The 15,533-nt window shown below is 38.1% G+C and carries 18 protein-coding genes and 1 other annotated feature; of the genes, 13 read left to right on the top strand and 5 right to left on the bottom strand.

What is annotated here, in order from left to right:
* Positions 1 to 30: 30 nt before the first annotated feature.
* From X953_RS02490 to murB, 3 genes are read left to right on the top strand one after another with little or no spacing between them, the layout of a single operon-like run.
* Positions 31 to 411 (top strand): YbaN family protein, encoded by a 381-nt coding sequence (locus X953_RS02490; protein ID WP_040956923.1) that lies wholly within the window; start codon positions 31 to 33, stop codon positions 409 to 411.
* A 7-nt stretch (positions 412 to 418) separates the two neighbouring features.
* Positions 419 to 1,237 carry an alpha/beta fold hydrolase gene (locus tag X953_RS02495; RefSeq protein ID WP_040954225.1) on the top strand — a complete coding sequence of 273 codons (819 nt, stop codon included), beginning with the start codon at positions 419 to 421 and terminating at the stop codon, positions 1,235 to 1,237.
* A 49-nt stretch (positions 1,238 to 1,286) separates the two neighbouring features.
* Positions 1,287 to 2,216 (top strand): UDP-N-acetylmuramate dehydrogenase, encoded by a 930-nt coding sequence (murB, locus tag X953_RS02500; RefSeq protein ID WP_040954226.1) that lies wholly within the window; start codon positions 1,287 to 1,289, stop codon positions 2,214 to 2,216.
* 505 nt (positions 2,217 to 2,721) lie between these two features.
* On the opposite strand, the gene ehuA is transcribed toward murB, so the two are convergent.
* The 4 genes from ehuA to ehuB all read right to left on the bottom strand — a co-directional run bounded on the left by ehuA (position 2,722) and on the right by ehuB (position 5,889).
* Positions 2,722 to 3,492, bottom strand: coding sequence for an ectoine/hydroxyectoine ABC transporter ATP-binding protein EhuA (ehuA, locus tag X953_RS02505; protein WP_040954227.1), 771 nt, complete (start codon positions 3,490 to 3,492; stop codon positions 2,722 to 2,724).
* Positions 3,492 to 4,202 (bottom strand): ectoine/hydroxyectoine ABC transporter permease subunit EhuD, encoded by a 711-nt coding sequence (gene ehuD, locus X953_RS02510; RefSeq protein WP_040954228.1) that lies wholly within the window; start codon positions 4,200 to 4,202, stop codon positions 3,492 to 3,494. The genes ehuA and ehuD overlap by 1 nt, the downstream gene beginning before the upstream one ends.
* Entirely contained in the window at positions 4,202 to 4,828 is a 627-nt protein-coding gene (locus X953_RS02515; protein WP_040954229.1) for an amino acid ABC transporter permease, read from the bottom strand. Before X953_RS02515 ends, ehuD begins: the two co-directional genes overlap by 1 nt.
* Before the next feature lie 158 nt (positions 4,829 to 4,986).
* The gene (gene ehuB, locus X953_RS02520; RefSeq protein WP_040954230.1) at positions 4,987 to 5,889 is read right to left on the bottom strand and encodes an ectoine/hydroxyectoine ABC transporter substrate-binding protein EhuB; all 903 of its coding nucleotides are present in this window, start codon (positions 5,887 to 5,889) and stop codon (positions 4,987 to 4,989) included.
* Positions 5,890 to 6,278: 389 nt separating this feature from the next.
* On the opposite strand from ehuB, the gene X953_RS02525 reads away from it, so the two are divergent.
* From X953_RS02525 to X953_RS02530, 3 genes are read left to right on the top strand one after another with little or no spacing between them, the layout of a single operon-like run.
* Positions 6,279 to 7,199 (top strand): ketopantoate reductase family protein, encoded by a 921-nt coding sequence (locus X953_RS02525; RefSeq protein WP_040954231.1) that lies wholly within the window; start codon positions 6,279 to 6,281, stop codon positions 7,197 to 7,199.
* 21 nt (positions 7,200 to 7,220) lie between these two features.
* Entirely contained in the window at positions 7,221 to 7,379 is a 159-nt protein-coding gene (ytzI, locus tag X953_RS19340; RefSeq protein ID WP_084715592.1) for a YtzI protein, read from the top strand.
* Positions 7,376 to 8,356: a Gfo/Idh/MocA family protein gene (locus tag X953_RS02530; RefSeq protein WP_040954232.1), complete on the top strand. Its 981-nt coding sequence runs from the start codon at positions 7,376 to 7,378 to the stop codon at positions 8,354 to 8,356. Before ytzI ends, X953_RS02530 begins: the two co-directional genes overlap by 4 nt.
* 70 nt (positions 8,357 to 8,426) lie before the next feature.
* Here X953_RS02530 and X953_RS02535 read toward each other — a convergent pair whose 3' ends face one another.
* Positions 8,427 to 8,999: a M15 family metallopeptidase gene (locus tag X953_RS02535; protein ID WP_040954233.1), complete on the bottom strand. Its 573-nt coding sequence runs from the start codon at positions 8,997 to 8,999 to the stop codon at positions 8,427 to 8,429.
* Positions 9,000 to 9,108: 109 nt separating this feature from the next.
* Here X953_RS02535 and X953_RS02540 point away from each other — a divergent pair, with 109 nt between their 5' ends.
* The 7 genes from X953_RS02540 to X953_RS02570 all read left to right on the top strand — a co-directional run bounded on the left by X953_RS02540 (position 9,109) and on the right by X953_RS02570 (position 15,520).
* The gene (locus X953_RS02540) at positions 9,109 to 9,726 is read left to right on the top strand and encodes a glycerol-3-phosphate acyltransferase (RefSeq protein WP_040954234.1); all 618 of its coding nucleotides are present in this window, start codon (positions 9,109 to 9,111) and stop codon (positions 9,724 to 9,726) included.
* 3 nt (positions 9,727 to 9,729) lie between these two features.
* Positions 9,730 to 10,227 carry a DUF456 domain-containing protein gene (locus X953_RS02545; protein ID WP_084715593.1) on the top strand — a complete coding sequence of 166 codons (498 nt, stop codon included), beginning with the start codon at positions 9,730 to 9,732 and terminating at the stop codon, positions 10,225 to 10,227.
* 29 nt (positions 10,228 to 10,256) lie between these two features.
* Positions 10,257 to 11,087 carry a bifunctional hydroxymethylpyrimidine kinase/phosphomethylpyrimidine kinase gene (gene thiD, locus X953_RS02550; RefSeq protein WP_040954235.1) on the top strand — a complete coding sequence of 277 codons (831 nt, stop codon included), beginning with the start codon at positions 10,257 to 10,259 and terminating at the stop codon, positions 11,085 to 11,087.
* A 93-nt stretch (positions 11,088 to 11,180) separates the two neighbouring features.
* Complete coding sequence (locus X953_RS02555) at positions 11,181 to 11,732, top strand: cysteine hydrolase family protein (protein WP_040954236.1); 552 nt, start codon at positions 11,181 to 11,183, stop codon at positions 11,730 to 11,732.
* A gap of 13 nt (positions 11,733 to 11,745) precedes the next feature.
* Positions 11,746 to 12,279: a GNAT family N-acetyltransferase gene (locus X953_RS02560; RefSeq protein WP_232217764.1), complete on the top strand. Its 534-nt coding sequence runs from the start codon at positions 11,746 to 11,748 to the stop codon at positions 12,277 to 12,279.
* A gap of 48 nt (positions 12,280 to 12,327) precedes the next feature.
* Positions 12,328 to 12,544: a binding site (T-box leader), on the top strand.
* Positions 12,545 to 12,611: 67 nt separating this feature from the next.
* On the top strand, positions 12,612 to 14,051 hold the full coding sequence (gene proS / locus X953_RS02565) for a proline--tRNA ligase (RefSeq protein WP_040954237.1): 1,440 nt from the start codon (positions 12,612 to 12,614) through the stop codon (positions 14,049 to 14,051).
* A gap of 299 nt (positions 14,052 to 14,350) precedes the next feature.
* Positions 14,351 to 15,520, top strand: a complete 1,170-nt coding sequence (locus tag X953_RS02570; RefSeq protein ID WP_040954238.1) for a M20 family metallopeptidase — start codon at positions 14,351 to 14,353, stop codon at positions 15,518 to 15,520.
* The last annotated feature ends 13 nt before the right edge of the window (positions 15,521 to 15,533 follow it).

The raw sequence follows: 15,533 nt of genomic DNA on the forward strand, positions 1-15,533 counted from the left end.
GGGGACTACATTTTACAGCTGGTGATGCAAATGGATTATTTAAAAAAGACTATATTGGTTATCATTGGATCCCTATCTTTGGCCATCGGGATCATTGGAATCGTATTACCACTCATTCCAACTACACCTTTGCTCTTATTAGCAGCAGCATGCTATATAAGAAGCTCTAAAAAACTATATAATTGGCTCATAACTAATAAATATTTCGGTTCCTATATTGAGAATTATCGTTCGGGAAAAGGAATCCCTTTAAAAGCGAAAATTTTTAGTGTTCTTTTAATATGGATATCAATGTCTTTTACAATAATATTCGTCATTCCTTTGCTAGCAGTGAAGTTATTTTTATTAGCGGTAGCTGGCTATTTTACCTGGTTTATTTTAAAGCAGAAAACATTGCAAAAAGGTGTGTAAAAGAGGGATGTTTTTGAAAAGAAAGCAACTAGCAGGAATTACATTTATAAGCCTCGTCGCAGTAGGGATAGTGTTCCTTTTATATGTTCCAGATAAGACGCAATCCGAATATGATCCCGGAATCCCAACTGTATTCGTGCATGGCTATAAGGGGACAGCTAATTCTTTTGACTTTATGTTAAATCGATTTGAGAATAAATATAATTGGGGCAATAAAGCAATTGTATATTATGTTTCTGCTTCCGGAAAAGTGGAGGAACATAATTTGAATAAAGGGAGAAAAGAACCAACCTTCATTCAGGTGGTTTTTCAAAATAACCGAGCAAGCTTTGCTACAACATCATTTTGGTTAGCTTCTGTTTTGCAACAACTAAAAGAAAAATACGAAGTGGAAACAGTTAATCTTGTGGGGCATTCTATGGGAGGCATTGTATCTTTAAAGTATATTAAAGAATATACTGAAAAAACATACCCATCGGTTGCTAACTTTGTTACGATTGGTAGTCCGTATGATGGTATTTACAGTGATGCTTATTTTAGGATCCATCATGACCCTGCTGCAGAAGATCTAAAGCCAAAATCAAAAGCACTAAGCAGATTGCGAGAAGGAGAATTTCCAGAGAACGTATCTGTTTTAAGTATAGCCAGCACGGGGGACACTGTGGCGCTCCCAGAAAGTGTACACGCATTACGAAGTATTATACCAAGTAATCAATTAGAAGAAGTAGTTATAGAAAATCCGGAACTTGGCCATAGTGCTCTACATGAAAATGCCCAAATCGATCAATTAATTCACTCTTTTTTGTGGCAAGATCGTGGGCAATAACTTACAATGTAGAAGATGATTAATTACAGATAGGAATAATTTTAAGGGAATGATAAGAGTGGCAGAATATCGTCATTTGTATGAGAAACTAACAGAGGTAACGCCACCAAAGAATGTGATGGTGGATGAACCTTTAAGAAATCATACGTACACACGACTTGGTGGAAAGGCTGACTTCCTTGTTACACCTGAGACGTATGAGCAAGTACAGGAAATTGTGAAGCTTGCCAATCAACAAGAAGTAAAGTTTACACTTCTTGGAAATGGCTCTAATTTAATTGTGAAAGATGGCGGAATTCGTGGTATTGTAATGAATCTTAAAAATTTAACAGAAATTCGAATAGATGAAACAACCATCGTTGCACAAAGCGGAGCAAGAATTATAGATGTCTCAAGAGAGGCTCTAAAAGAAAAACTTAGTGGTTTGGAATTTGCTTGTGGTATTCCTGGATCTGTTGGTGGAGCTTTGTTCATGAATGCTGGTGCATATGGTGGAGAAATAAAAGATGTTTTAGTAAGTACAAAGGTAGTTGACCGTGACGGTAAACTGTTAACCTTGACTGCAGGTGAGCTGGACTTGGATTATCGAACCAGTAATATTCCCGATAACGGTTATATTGTTTTAGAGGCTACGTTTTCTTTGGAAAAGGGAGAATATGACTCGATTAAAGCAATTATGGATGATCTAACCTTTAAAAGGGAATCAAAGCAGCCATTGGAGTACCCGTCGTGTGGCAGTGTATTTAAGCGGCCACCTGGATATTTTGCTGGAAAACTAATACAGGATAGTGACCTTCAAGGACAGCAAATTGGAGGAGCACAAGTTTCTGAGAAGCATGCCGGCTTTATAGTAAATAAAAGTGAAGCCACCGCAAGTGAATACATTGATTTAATTCATCACGTACAGGCCACAGTAAAAGATAAGTTTGGTGTGACCTTAGAACGGGAAGTAAAGATTATCGGTGAAGATATAAACTAATAAAATTAGAAGCTGTGTTCGTATGGATATGCGGACACAGTTTTTTAGTACTCAGGTGACCATAAAATTTAGCTTCAATATATATGGTGGGGCTACCCAATGATTCGCAAAATAGACAAGGTGTGAAGTAACTAGTGTGTATAAATGAGGTTTTCGGAAAATGATATATGGTAAGCAAATGTTGCTAGTTCCTGAATATCTTGTGGCGGATAGTTTTGCTCTCCTGCCGATTTACTTCTTCTCCAGCGGATTTTCCTGCTCTGCAGCCGATTTATATCTTCTCCGGCGGATTCTCCTGCCCTCCTGCTGATTAACTATATCCACTAGTTCGTATTCATCTACTATGACTGTACAAGAAATCGTTTATACCTCAACATTTGCAATAGAACCTAAAGTTTAGAAGCAATACAAAAAGCAGCAGTCTTTCGTTCCAATCATAGCTCTTTGTAATCTATTCGATTACAGATAAAGGCAGCACCTCTCAAAAGGAGATACTGCCTTATGTCTAGCTTCTGAATCTGTGCAGGAAGCTTTGAAGTCTTTCGTTTTTAGAATGCTCGATGACTTCACTTGCGGTTCCTTGCTCAGCTATAACGCCCTCATCAAGGAATAGCACCTTATCAGCCACATCTAAAGCAAAGTCCATTTCATGAGTTACTAGAATCATAGCCATTTCCCCTTCTTTAGCAATGTCGCGAATAACCTCCAACACCTCTCCAACCAATTCCGGATCCAAAGCAGAGGTTACTTCATCAAACAGCATGACTTTTGGCCGCATGACCAGTGCCCTTGCCATAGCTACACGCTGTTTCTGACCACCTGAGAGCTGACTCGGGTAGTTATCCAGCTTATCTCCAAGCCCAACTTTTTCAAGCATTTCTATGGAACGCTGCCGTGCTACCTTTTTTGCTTCTTTCTTTACGTGAATAGGTGCCGTCATACAATTCTCCAAAATGGTCATATGAGGGAATAGATTGAAATGCTGAAAGACCATACCAATATTTCCTCGTACCTCGCGAAGATGCTTTTCGTTTGCATCAACTAACTCACCGTTCTTTTCCATTTTCCATAAATTTTGATCTTCTACGAATATATCTCCTGAAGTAGGTTGTTCCAATGTCATGAGCATACGTATGATGGTGGTTTTTCCGGAACCACTCGGACCAATTACCGCAACCTTTTCTGCTGGCTTTATCTCTAAATCAATTCCTTTTAATACATGTACATCTCCAAAAGATTTATGAACATCTTTAAATGTAACAATGGGGTCTGTCATTATGTCATCGCTCCTTCACTACTTTTTAACGCTTCTTTTTTATCAAATCGTCGATTCATTTTTCTTTCCAGCTTGTTAATCAGGATAGCAGAAGGATAGCTTAATACTAAGAACAATATAGCTACAATGGTTAGTGGTTCTAAATATGTCCAGTATTGAGAACCATAGCTGTTAGCCATATGCAAGATACCCACAACCCCAATTGTAGATGCTAAAGGGACTTCCTTGAACATAATAATCAAGTAATTTCCCAGCATAGGGATGGTCGGTGGGATTGCTTGCGGTAAAATTATTTTTGTCCACTTCTTCCCAGTAGAAAAGTTTAATGCGCGAGCAGCTTCCCACTGCCCTTTGTCCACACCATCGATCCCGGAACGATATACTTCACCAATATATGTGCTGAAATGAATGCCTAGGCCCAGTACGGCACTGGTAAATGGACTTAAAGTCATGCCGATTCCAGGGACCATTGGCCATGCATAATAAATGAAAAATAACTGAACAAGTGGCGGGGTGGATCGAATGAATTCCATAATCCAAGTAACAATCCAGTTTAACGGTTTAAAAGGGATTCTTCGCAGGAAAATCCAAACAAATCCGAACACAAGAGAAAATATATAGCAAGTAAGTGTTAGTCCAATTGTTATACCCAAACCCTGTAAAACAATAGGGAAGGCATCAAAAAAGACATCCCAGCTCCAATTTTCCATCAGCTAGCAACCCCTTTCTTAGAAATGCTCTCCATTTTCCGTGTTAGGAATATTAACGGAAGTGCAAGTATGAAATAGAATACAAGTACAAGTAAGTATACAACTGGTGCCTGTGATAAGTTCGAACTTCGTAAAATATCTCCATAGTATAAAATGTCATGTAGACCAATTAAGGAGACGAGAGAAGTTGCTTTAAGCATCTGAATGAGATAGTTTCCGAACTCAGGCAACATCATACGTACCGCCTGTGGAAATATAACGAGACGCATACGTTGGAACCGTGACATATTTAAAGCAGTAGCGGCTTCTGACTGTCCTTTAGCGACAGATAGGATAGAGCCACGTACAATCTCCGACATATATGCCCCGTAATTTAATGCAATAGCGATTACGCCGGCCCACCAGTCACTCCCTAAATCAATACCGAACAAAATGGGGATGGCGTAATAAAGCCAAAATAATTGAACAATAAGTGAGGTACCACGGAATATTTCTACGTAGAAACCTGTAAATTTCCGAAGTAGTATATTATTTGAGAGACGACATAGCCCGGCAATGAACGCAAATAAATAGCCGAAAAAGGCAGAGGCGATAAGTACCGTAATTGTTATGTTTATCCCTTTCATAAGGGCTGGGAAAATTTCCTCTATTGCACTAATAATAATCACTCCCTTTTAAAAATATAAGTATGTCTTTCGCAAAAAACATAGGGCCTGACTCCCTGGGCGAGGGAGCCGGACCCTATGGAGTAATCAATCTATTTATCGTTCAGCTTAACTATAAATTAATATTCGCCATTACAAACTTTTTCAGTAGTAACCTCAGCTTCCACCATATTATTCTCTTCACTAAAGCTGTTTTTCTCTAATAGTTCTGCAACTGTTCCATCTTCTTTTAACTCTGCAAGTTTTTCATTATACGCATCACGCAGGTCTGTGTTATCTTTATGAAATGCAGCTGCTCCGTAACTAGGTACTCCATCAATATCCGGCTGCTCAAATCCTTCCACAAATTCTAACTTGTCTGAACCTGCAGACTCCAATGCCATCTTAATCGTCATCTCTGTTCCGGTAGTAGCATCAGCTCTTCCTGATTCAACCGCAGAGAATGTAGCTGGAATGTCTGGTGCACTTTCAATTTGTTTTTCGTCTACACCCTCGGATTTAAGAAATTCGTTCTCTGTAGCCCCAGCCATTACAGAAACAGATACATCCGGGTTATCAGCAATGTCTTTGTAGCTTTTTAAACCTAGTGGATTGCCTTTTTGTACAATCAGACCTTCCCCATACTTCATTTCTGGCTCCCCAAATGCTACATTTTTACAACGGTCAGGGTTAATAGCCATACCGGCAGTAATAACATCAAATTTTCCTGCTTTAAGACCAGGGATCAACTGTCCAAAGTCTGCTAGCTGTGAATCCATTTCTTCTATACCAAGCTCTTTAAACACTGCAGCTGCAATATCTACTGCAGCTCCTTTTAATTCTCCATTTTCTTCGTATGCGTACGGCTTCTCATTGGCAAATCCAATCGTGACCTTCCCCGCATCCTGTAGTTCAGCTAATTTACCACTCTCTCCATCACTGCTTTTTCCTTCCCCGCTTGCGTCTTCACTGTCACCCGAACCGCATGCAGCTAAAGCAATTAGTGATAATAATAAAATAGATGTAAGTAATAATTTCTTCATCTTAACTAATGACCTCCTTTTAAATTGTCAAACGTAAAAACTAAGTAGTGGTGGGGAGCCTTTTATCCTAGGTATAAATCACCCCAATTGGTGCAAAAAAATAGTATGGTAGAGTTGGGGGCGATGCTTAAAAGCATTATATTTCAATGTTATAGGTATTGCGTATTTGGTTCAATCTCTATATTTTTAGATAATTCATAATTAAACTTCAAATTATTGATTTAAATGAATATAATGGAAGTATATAGATATATGCTCTACTATCATCATTTAAGCTTCTGTATACTCGTTATTTGCTTGGTACATAAAAATGAATGAAAAGTAAATAGACAAAACAATATAAAAAAAGTACCATGAAGATAGTAAATATAAAGCTTGGAGGGGATGGCGTGAGATTAGTTATACTGGGAGCTGGAGCGTTAGGAGCTTATTTTGGGTCGCGTTTTCAAGAAGCGGGTGCAGATGTTACATTTTTAGTAAGAGAAAAAAGAGCAGAGCAGCTTAAAGAAGAAGGTTTAAAGATTCATAGTAAACAAGGGGATTATGAAGTTAATCATTTTAAAGTTGAGATAGCACCTGAAAATATTCCCTCAGCTGACATAGTGGTTGTTGGGGTGAAAGGATATCATTTAGAAGGTACATTTGAGCAGTTGGATGTATTGGTGAAAAAAGGAGCTTTTATCCTGCCAGTTCTAAATGGAATAGAGCATATTGATGTTTTGCAGGAGCGATATGGCCATGACCGTGTGTTAGGTGGTCTTGCATTTATTATTGCCACTCTGGATGAGAATGGACATGTTGTTCATTCAAGTAATTTTCATGATTTGGTTTTCGGAGCTTTAGATCCGAAACAAGAGCAAGTGTGTGAACAACTGGATGATCTTGCAACTAAAGCAAACATGGATGCAAAAAACAGTCCAGCTATTCTACAAGAGTTATGGAAAAAATATATGTTTATAAATGCCTTTTCCGGAATAACAACAGCAGTTAATTTGCCAATTGGTCCGATTAGAGATCAAAAGCCCACCTTTCATCTTGCAAAAATGATTTTACATGAAATGAAATTACTAGCAAACAGCTATGGGGCTAAGATTACTGATACGGATGCTGAGAAGGCTATAAATAATCTGCTTCATCTCGATAAAGAAGCAACCTCCTCCATGCATCAAGATCGCCGAAAGGGATTGACTCTCGAGGTGGAGCATTTACATGGTGGAGCTCTTCGTTTAGCTGAGAAACAAGAGCTATCCCTTCCATATATAGAGGCAATCTACGGAACAATTAAACCATATGAACACCCAGCAGAATAAATAGAGAGGAACTTTAAAGACATGTCGACAACAACGATTGTAAGCATCGTTTCCATTCTGGTAGTAGCCATCGTGTTAGTTTTATCGCTTGTTACGATATCAAAAGGATATGGTTATAAGCATTCCATCGATCCACATCCAGATGAAGAGAAAGAGAAAGAAGGAGGCCACAAAGAGTGAAGTTTTCTATCATTGGCACAAGCTGGATTACCGAATTATTTATAAAAGCGACTGAGCAGACAGGGTTGGCTACATTGCATTCTGTTTACTCTAGAACAGAAAACGCAGCAAAAGAATTTGCGCAGAAACACGGCGCAATGCACTGGTTTACTGAGATGGCTGATATGTTAGCTGATAATGAAACAAATTTTGTTTATGTGGCTTCTCCTAATAGCTTTCATTTTGAACATACAATGAAATGCCTGGAGAATGGGAAACATGTATTTTGTGAGAAGCCCCTTGTATTTACGGAAGAACAGTGGGAAAAAGTTAAACATACAGCAGAGGAGCTCGGTCTCTATGTATTTGAGGGTTATAGACACTTATTTTCCCCAAATTATTACACGCTTAAATCAGGATTGGAGAAGGCGGGCAAAATTCGAAGCGCGATGTTTCAATACATTCAATACTCTTCTAAATATGATCGATTTAAAAATGGGGAGGAACCCAATGTATTTGCGAAGGAATTTGCTGGCGGAGCGTTAATGGATTTAGGTGTATACCCACTTAGTATGGCGATCGACTTGTTTGGAGAGCCACAAGAAATTCATTACTTTCCAGTTCATTTATCGAATGGTATAGATGGAAGTGGTACACTCATTTTGGAATACGGAGAATTTAACGTAACTATTCTGTGTTCGAAAATTGCCCAAGCAACAATACCTTCAGAAATTCAAGGTGAAGATGGTGCGTGGACGATGGACCATATTGCTCCTATCGAAAAGTTAACTTTCTATGACAGGAAGACGAAGCATGCAAACGAACTTGCAGGAGAGCAAGAAGAAGTAGACATGGTTTACGAACTGAAAGCTTTTGTATATATGATTCAACAAAAAGATAAAGCTGCTTATGAATCATGGATGGAACGGAGCAGGCAGGTTGCCAAATGGACGGAAATTGCTAGAAAGAAGCAAGGTATCCTCTTTCCAGGAGAATGATAAAAAAGGTTGCACTGCCATGGCTGTGCAACCTCCTTAATTGCTTAGGACACTATAAATTTTACCTGGTTTAATCTTCTTGCTGGTTCTCTTCCACTTTTGGACGAAGCCCCTCTTGCAACTGTGCTATACTCAGGCCGAATGTCATCTGTAAGTGAGGGTAATCCTTAAATCCGCTCCAATCCCCACCCCATTCAAATCCAAGATCTTTTGCAAGCTCTGCTACTTCTACCCAATCAGACTTTCCATTTCCGTTGCCATCATAGTTCATATCCCATCTAATTTCACCTTTTTTGTTACGGAGAGCATAATCTACAGCCAATCCATAATTGTGATATGACTCTCCAGCTTTGGCATGTGTAACAATATTACCTTCTTTTGAGCGTCCTTGTTTATAAAGCTGGTTCTGCTCCTCTTTAGATCGCACTCCTGCTGTAATGACAATATCAATATTCTTCTCTTTTGATTGCTCTATTAGTTTACTTAGCTGTTTATCTACTGTTGGATGAAGGGATTCAGGGTTAGGAGCATCTTCTCCAATATTTGTATAATTTTCTTCCTTTACGTTATATAAAATAAATACGATGACTATAAATAAAATAATTATTGACCATGTCACCAATATACGAAGCAAACTTCTCATGCATAAGGTACTCCTCTTGTTGTTTAATATAATCTTATTCTAACAAATTTTCATCGCATATTCTTATGGAAAGTTAATTACGATATAATAGGTGGAAAGGGGTGTTGTGATGTATATTCTTATAGCTGGGTTCATTGGCTATTTCTTTGGGTGTGTACATGGCTCACAGATAGTCAGTAAACTAAAAAAAATAGATATTAAGAATTCCGGTGTGAAGAATTCTGGTGCTTCAAATACAACCATTTTACTTGGTTGGAAGTATGGGGCCCTTGTTGCAATTATTGATATTTTTAAAGCTACATTAGCTATTTTACTTATGCTGTTTATACTCAGTGAATATGGTGTTATAGGGGAAAAGCAGACATTTTTGATTTACCTTACTGCCTTGTTTATTGTAGTGGGCCATAATTATCCAGTAACAATGAAGTTTAGTGGGGGAAAGGGTACTGCATCAGTTGTCGGTGTATTGTTAGCGATCGATTGGAAAATCGCTCTCATAGGTATTGGAATCTTACTTATTTTCACCTTTGCTACAGACTACCTGGTCATAGGGGTTTTATTTATGTATCTATCTTTTTTAACTACAACTTTTATTTTCTTTGGCATAGAACCTACGATGATTGTTATTCTCTTAACTCTTTTAAGTATTATGAAACATATGGAAAACTATAAACGTATAATAAGAAAAGAAGAAACCAAACTATCAAGTATGTTTGGGAAAAAGTAACTTTTGGGGGTAGGGACACTGGACATTATCATTTGGGTTTTAATAGTATTATTATTTATTCTAAGTTTTATAGGGATTGTTTTTCCAATCATCCCGTCTGTGCTGGTTCTCTGGGGAGGTTTTTTATTATACCAGTTCTTTCTTAATTCGGAGCAGTTAAATACAGCTTTCTGGATTGGGATGGGAATTTTTACGGTTGTATTGGTTTTGGCGGATATTATTGCCAACAGCTATTTTGTGAAGCGTTTCGGTGGTAGTAAATGGGGAGAACGAGGAGCAGCAGTTGCTGTCATTTTTGGTTCTTTTATTATACCTCCTTTTGGAATTATCATTTTGCCCTTTTTAGTCGTATTTTTTATTGAAATATTGCAAAGTAAAACAGTCGGTGAAGCGATTCGTGCGTCTATTGGTTCTCTTCTGGGATTTTTGGGAGGAGCTCTAGCCAAAATCGTTATTCAAATGATTATGATAATCTGGTTTTTTATCGTAGTATTGTTGTAACTAGTAATATATAGAAAGGATTTTACATAATGAATTATCCAGCGCGAGTGCTAACGATTGCTGGATCAGCTGCAGGAGGAAGTGCAGGGATTCAAGCAGATTTAAAAACATTTCAGGAATTAGATGTCTATGGAATGAGTGTCATAACAGCTATTGTAGGCAAACATCCGGAAACGAACAAAAATGTTCACCCACAGACAATTGAAGCAATTGAAGCTCAATTTGCTACGGCTATGTATCAAGTTGGAGCAGATGGACTAAAGACAGGCATGCTATTTTCCAAATCGGTGATTGAAAAAACAGTGGAATTAATAAATAAATCCCGAATTGAAAATGTTATCGTCGATCCTGTTATGGTAGGGAAGCTGGACTCCAAATTATTGGAAGATGATGCAATTGATGCATTAAAAGAAAAGCTAATTCCAATGGCAACAATTATTACACCAAATATACCGGAAGCTTCTATTTTACTTAACGACAGAGAGATAGCTACAGTAGAAGATTTAAAGCAGGCTGCCATCGATTTACATGCATTAGGCTCTAAATATGTGTTAGTTAAAGGAGGAAGACTTTCTGGTCCGGCAGTAGATGTCCTGTATGATGGTGAAGAGCTGATCGTGTATGAGGCACCCCGAATTGATACGGTGAATACCAGCGGTGCAGGTTGTACGTACTCTGCTGCTATTGCTGCACATATGGCCAAGGGAAAGCAAATATCAGAGGCAGTACAATTGGCAAAAAGCTTTGTGACTACAGCGATTGAACACGGTTTTTCGTATACAGAGCTTGTAGGGCCAACTTATCATGCTGCTGAAAGGAAATACAAGCAAGCACATCAAATTAAAGTAACTTATGTTTGAGTTACGAAATAAATAGGCAAAGTAAATAAATTTATAGGTGATATGCACCTACTCTATAAAGCAAAAATAAGAATAGACCGGGAGGAAGTCGAAATGGGGAAGCGAGCTTTAATAAATGTGGATTATACGGCGGATTTTGTGGCGGATGACGGAAAGCTAACTTGTGGATTGCCTGGCCAGACAATTGAGGATACAGTAGTTGCTTTAACTAAACAATTTATTGAGAAAGATGAATATGTAGTATTCGCAATAGATGCACATGTTGAAGGAGATGTTTTGCACCCGGAAGCAAAACTTTTTCCACCACATAATATTATCGGCACCCCCGGTCGAAATCTTTACGGGTCGCTAGCCGAGGTATTTGAAACCAATAAAGATAAAAATAATATCTATTATTTTGATAAAACCAGGTATAGTGCTTTTGCTGGAACGAATCTCGAAATCAAATTAAGAGAAAGAGGTATTGAGGAAGTTCATCTTGTCGGTGTGTGCACAGACATTTGTATCCTTCATACTGCTATAGATGCGTATAATAAAGGTTTTCAGATTGTTATCCATAAAGATGCAGTAGCAAGCTTTAATCAAGCTGGGCATGAATGGGCCCTTAGCCATTTTGAAAACACGCTCGGTGCGCAAATACGTTAAAGGAGGGTGGAAAGTGACTACAATATTCAGCTCCTATACATTTGATCAGTATGCTGTACGAAAGGCAACAATAGAGGATGCTAAAGAAGTATTTCACATTTTACGAAATGCAGCCAAATGGCTGAATGAGAAGGAGATAAATCAATGGGAGCATCTACAGAATGATGTGGAAGTTAACGAAATTATGGAAGACATTGTGGAGGATATCACTTATATAGTAGAAAATAAGAATACTGAAATAGTAGCCGTATTCAATTTTTCCCCCGAGCAAAATCCATGGGATATAGAAATGTGGGGAAAAAGAGAGGACAATGCCTTTTATTTGCACCGTTTTGCAGTACATCAAGAGCATCATCATAAGCAAATTGGTAAACGAACGCTTGAATGGATGATTGATGCATATCAAGTGAATAATAGCTGTATACGTTTAGATTGTATTGGGAATAACCCTGTTTTAAATAAATTCTATCATCGTGCAGGATTTCAGTTTATGGGACATGTGGGAGAAGCGGGGGATCAGTTCTCTCTTTATGAAAAAGCCTTTTAAGGAGGGTGCTTGACTTTCCATGTACATAGCTTTATATTTAGAAATATATATGAAACGTAGAAGAGGATTAGTATAATTTATTGTCTTTTCAAGAGAGGAAATGGCTGCTGGAAATTTCTAAAGACATAAGTAGGAACCTGCCTCCGAGTTCGCCATCGTTAAAGCCTTGTTGCTGTAAGGTGTGCGCGGTCTTTGACCGTTATCAATTCAAGTGTACAGGATATCCTGTAAACAAGGGTGGTACCACCAGACCTCGGTCCCTTTTCGGATGGAGGATTTTTTGTGTTCATATTTATAATTAAATAATAATTTTATATAAAGAGGTGTTCAGCTTGGGTAAAAAAAATAAGCAGTTTGTTGAAAAAGTGACAGCAATGGAAGAAGATTTCGCCCAATGGTATACAGATGTAGTGAAACAAGCGGAATTGGTGGAGTATGGCCAAGTTCGTGGAACGATGATTATTAAACCATATGGTTATGCAATTTGGGAAAATATTAAGGATGAATTGGATAAGAAGTTTAAAGAGACAGGTCATTCTAATGTGGCTTTTCCACTATTTATTCCGGAGGGTCTATTACAAAAGGAAAAAGATCATGTTGAAGGATTTGCACCTGAAGTTGCTTGGGTAACACATGGGGGAGAAGAGGAACTGGCAGAAAGAATTGCTGTACGTCCAACCTCAGAAGTTCTATTCTGTGATTATTATTCAAATAATATTCATTCCTATCGTGACCTGCCGAAATTGTATAATCAATGGGGAAATGTAGTACGTTGGGAAAAAACAACTCGTCCATTCCTTCGTTCGTCTGAATTTCATTGGCAGGAAGGTCATACAGCCCATGCTACTGACCAAGATGCTGCAGAAGAAACAGATAGAATGCTTGGTGTTTATGCTGACCTTGTAGAAAAGTACTTGGCGATTCCTGTGTTGAAGGGGCGTAAAACAGATAAGGAAAAATTTGCAGGCGCAAAATATACCTTAACAATCGAAAGCATGATGCATGATGGTAAAGCATTACAATCTGGTACATCTCATCACTTCGGTTCGGGGTTTGCGGAAGCATTTGATATCACGTATCTTGATGAAAATGGAAAAAGTCAATATGTACATCAAACTTCATGGGGGCTTTCTACCCGTATAATGGGCGCATTAATTATGGTGCATGGTGATAACCGTGGTTTAGTTATTCCTCCAAGAATAGCACCAGTCCAGGCCATGATTGTACCAATAGCCCAACATAAAGAAGGTGTATTGGATAAAGCATACGATCTACGTGATCAACTGAAGGATTTGGTACGTGTAGATATAGATGCAAGTGATAAAACTCCTGGATGGAAGTTCAATGAAACAGAAATGAAGGGATTCCCTGTCCGTATTGAAATGGGACCAAAAGATATTGAAAAGAACCAAGTAGTACTTGTACGTAGGGATACAGGAGAAAAAGAATTCGTTGTATTAGCTGAATTACAGAACCGCCTACCTGTATTGCTAGACGAAATTCAGCAAAACTTATTTGATAAAGCAAAAGCACATCGAGAAGAGAAAACCTCTGTTGCAAAAAACATGGCTGAGTTCAAAGTAGCATTGGAAGAAAATCCAGGCTTTATTAAAGCGATGTGGTGTGGTGACACAGCATGTGAGGAAAAGATAAAAGAAGAAACAACCGCTACTTCCCGTTGTATCCCATTCGAACAGGAGAATGTTTCAGATACGTGTGTATGTTGTGGTAAAGAAGCAAAAGAATTAGTATATTGGGCAAAAGCATACTAATACGTATAGCGAAAATGCAAAAAACAAGCACATAAAACGTGCTTGTTTTTTTGTGCACATAAATAAAGTCAGTGCCCTTAAATGATAACAAATTAATTTTTGCTTATTTACACAGTTGGAGGAAACTGCGACCTAACTAAGAATATAGAGACTGCGTAAATCACCGCTACGGGGAAATATTCCTCTTTATTCTATAAATATTTTTCCATACAGCTTATAAAAAAACTATTGCATAAATATAATATCCATGGTATAAATATACATATCCATTAATAATTATACATATTGGAGGATTCATCATGAAGAGCCAGTTAAAGAAGGAATTGAACAATATTATAGGTGAATTATGTAACATGAGTGATCATCTCTATGAAAACCCTGAGATCGGTGATCAGGAATATAATTCTATGATGCTTTTAACGCAATATCTTGAACAACATAACTTTCATATTGAAGAAAATATTGTAGATAGAAAGACCGCATTTAAAGCTGAATTTAACAGTGGTAAACCCGGTCCTGTCATTGCATATTTAGCTGAATATGATGCACTACCTGAAGTGGGACATGGATGTGGTCATAATCTAATAGGGACGATGAGTGTAGGCGCAGGTATTATCTTAAGTAAACTATTAAATGACATAGGAGGTAGTATTGTAGTATTAGGTACACCTGCAGAGGAAACGAACGGAGCTAAAGTGCCGATGAGCGAAAAAGGGATTTTTGACTCCATTGATGTGGCCATGATGGTTCATCCTTCTGACCAATCCTATGAAAGTGGCGACTCGCTGGCAATGGATGCAATACAATTTACCTATAAGGGTAAAACATCTCATGCGGCAGCATCTCCGGAAAAGGGGATTAATGCTTTAGACAGTGTTATTCAATTGTTCAACGGTATTAACGCATTAAGGGAACACTTGCCCGACGATGTACGCATACATGGGATTATCTCTGAGGGCGGACTAGCTGCTAATGTAGTTCCTGACAAAGCGGTAGCACAATTTTATGTGCGTTCTAAGGAACGAAGCTGCTTGAATGAAGTTGTTGAGAAAGTTATTAATATAGCAAATGGTGCAGCATTAATGACAGGGGCTAAACTGAACGTTTCAAATTATGAATTAAGCTATGACAATATGAAAACAAACCAAGCTCTATCAAACACTTTTACAGCTAATTTAAAAAATATAAGTGAGCAGCCAATTCAGTCTGCAAAGATGAGCTATGGTTCGATTGACATGGGAAATGTTAGCCAGGTAGTCCCTGCAATTCATCCATATATTAGTTTAAACAAGCCTGGGTTAGTAGGACATACAGTAGAATTTGCTGATCAAACGATTACAGCAGACGGACATCAAACGTTGGCAGAAGGTGTATTGGCCCTGGCTGAGACAGGTTATGATGTGTTGACAGACCCATCGCTATTTAAGGAAATTCAACAAGAATTTAATAAACTTCATCAACTTGTATAAAGAGAAAAGAGGA

The sequence above is a fragment of the Virgibacillus sp. SK37 genome (genome assembly GCF_000725285.1).
GTDB lineage: Bacteria > Bacillota > Bacilli > Bacillales > Amphibacillaceae > Virgibacillus_Q.

Coding starts and splice junctions, on each gene's coding strand:
- X953_RS02490 (WP_040956923.1), top strand. CDS start 31: ATGGATTATTTAAAAAAGACTATATTGGTTATCATTGGATCCCTATCT.
- X953_RS02495 (WP_040954225.1), top strand. CDS start 419: ATGTTTTTGAAAAGAAAGCAACTAGCAGGAATTACATTTATAAGCCTC.
- murB (WP_040954226.1), top strand. CDS start 1,287: ATGATAAGAGTGGCAGAATATCGTCATTTGTATGAGAAACTAACAGAG.
- ehuA (WP_040954227.1), bottom strand. CDS start 3,492: ATGACAGACCCCATTGTTACATTTAAAGATGTTCATAAATCTTTTGGA.
- ehuD (WP_040954228.1), bottom strand. CDS start 4,202: ATGGAAAATTGGAGCTGGGATGTCTTTTTTGATGCCTTCCCTATTGTT.
- X953_RS02515 (WP_040954229.1), bottom strand. CDS start 4,828: ATGAAAGGGATAAACATAACAATTACGGTACTTATCGCCTCTGCCTTT.
- ehuB (WP_040954230.1), bottom strand. CDS start 5,889: ATGAAGAAATTATTACTTACATCTATTTTATTATTATCACTAATTGCT.
- ytzI (WP_084715592.1), top strand. CDS start 7,221: ATGTCGACAACAACGATTGTAAGCATCGTTTCCATTCTGGTAGTAGCC.
- X953_RS02535 (WP_040954233.1), bottom strand. CDS start 8,999: ATGAGAAGTTTGCTTCGTATATTGGTGACATGGTCAATAATTATTTTA.
- X953_RS02540 (WP_040954234.1), top strand. CDS start 9,109: ATGTATATTCTTATAGCTGGGTTCATTGGCTATTTCTTTGGGTGTGTA.
- thiD (WP_040954235.1), top strand. CDS start 10,257: ATGAATTATCCAGCGCGAGTGCTAACGATTGCTGGATCAGCTGCAGGA.
- X953_RS02555 (WP_040954236.1), top strand. CDS start 11,181: ATGGGGAAGCGAGCTTTAATAAATGTGGATTATACGGCGGATTTTGTG.
- X953_RS02570 (WP_040954238.1), top strand. CDS start 14,351: ATGAAGAGCCAGTTAAAGAAGGAATTGAACAATATTATAGGTGAATTA.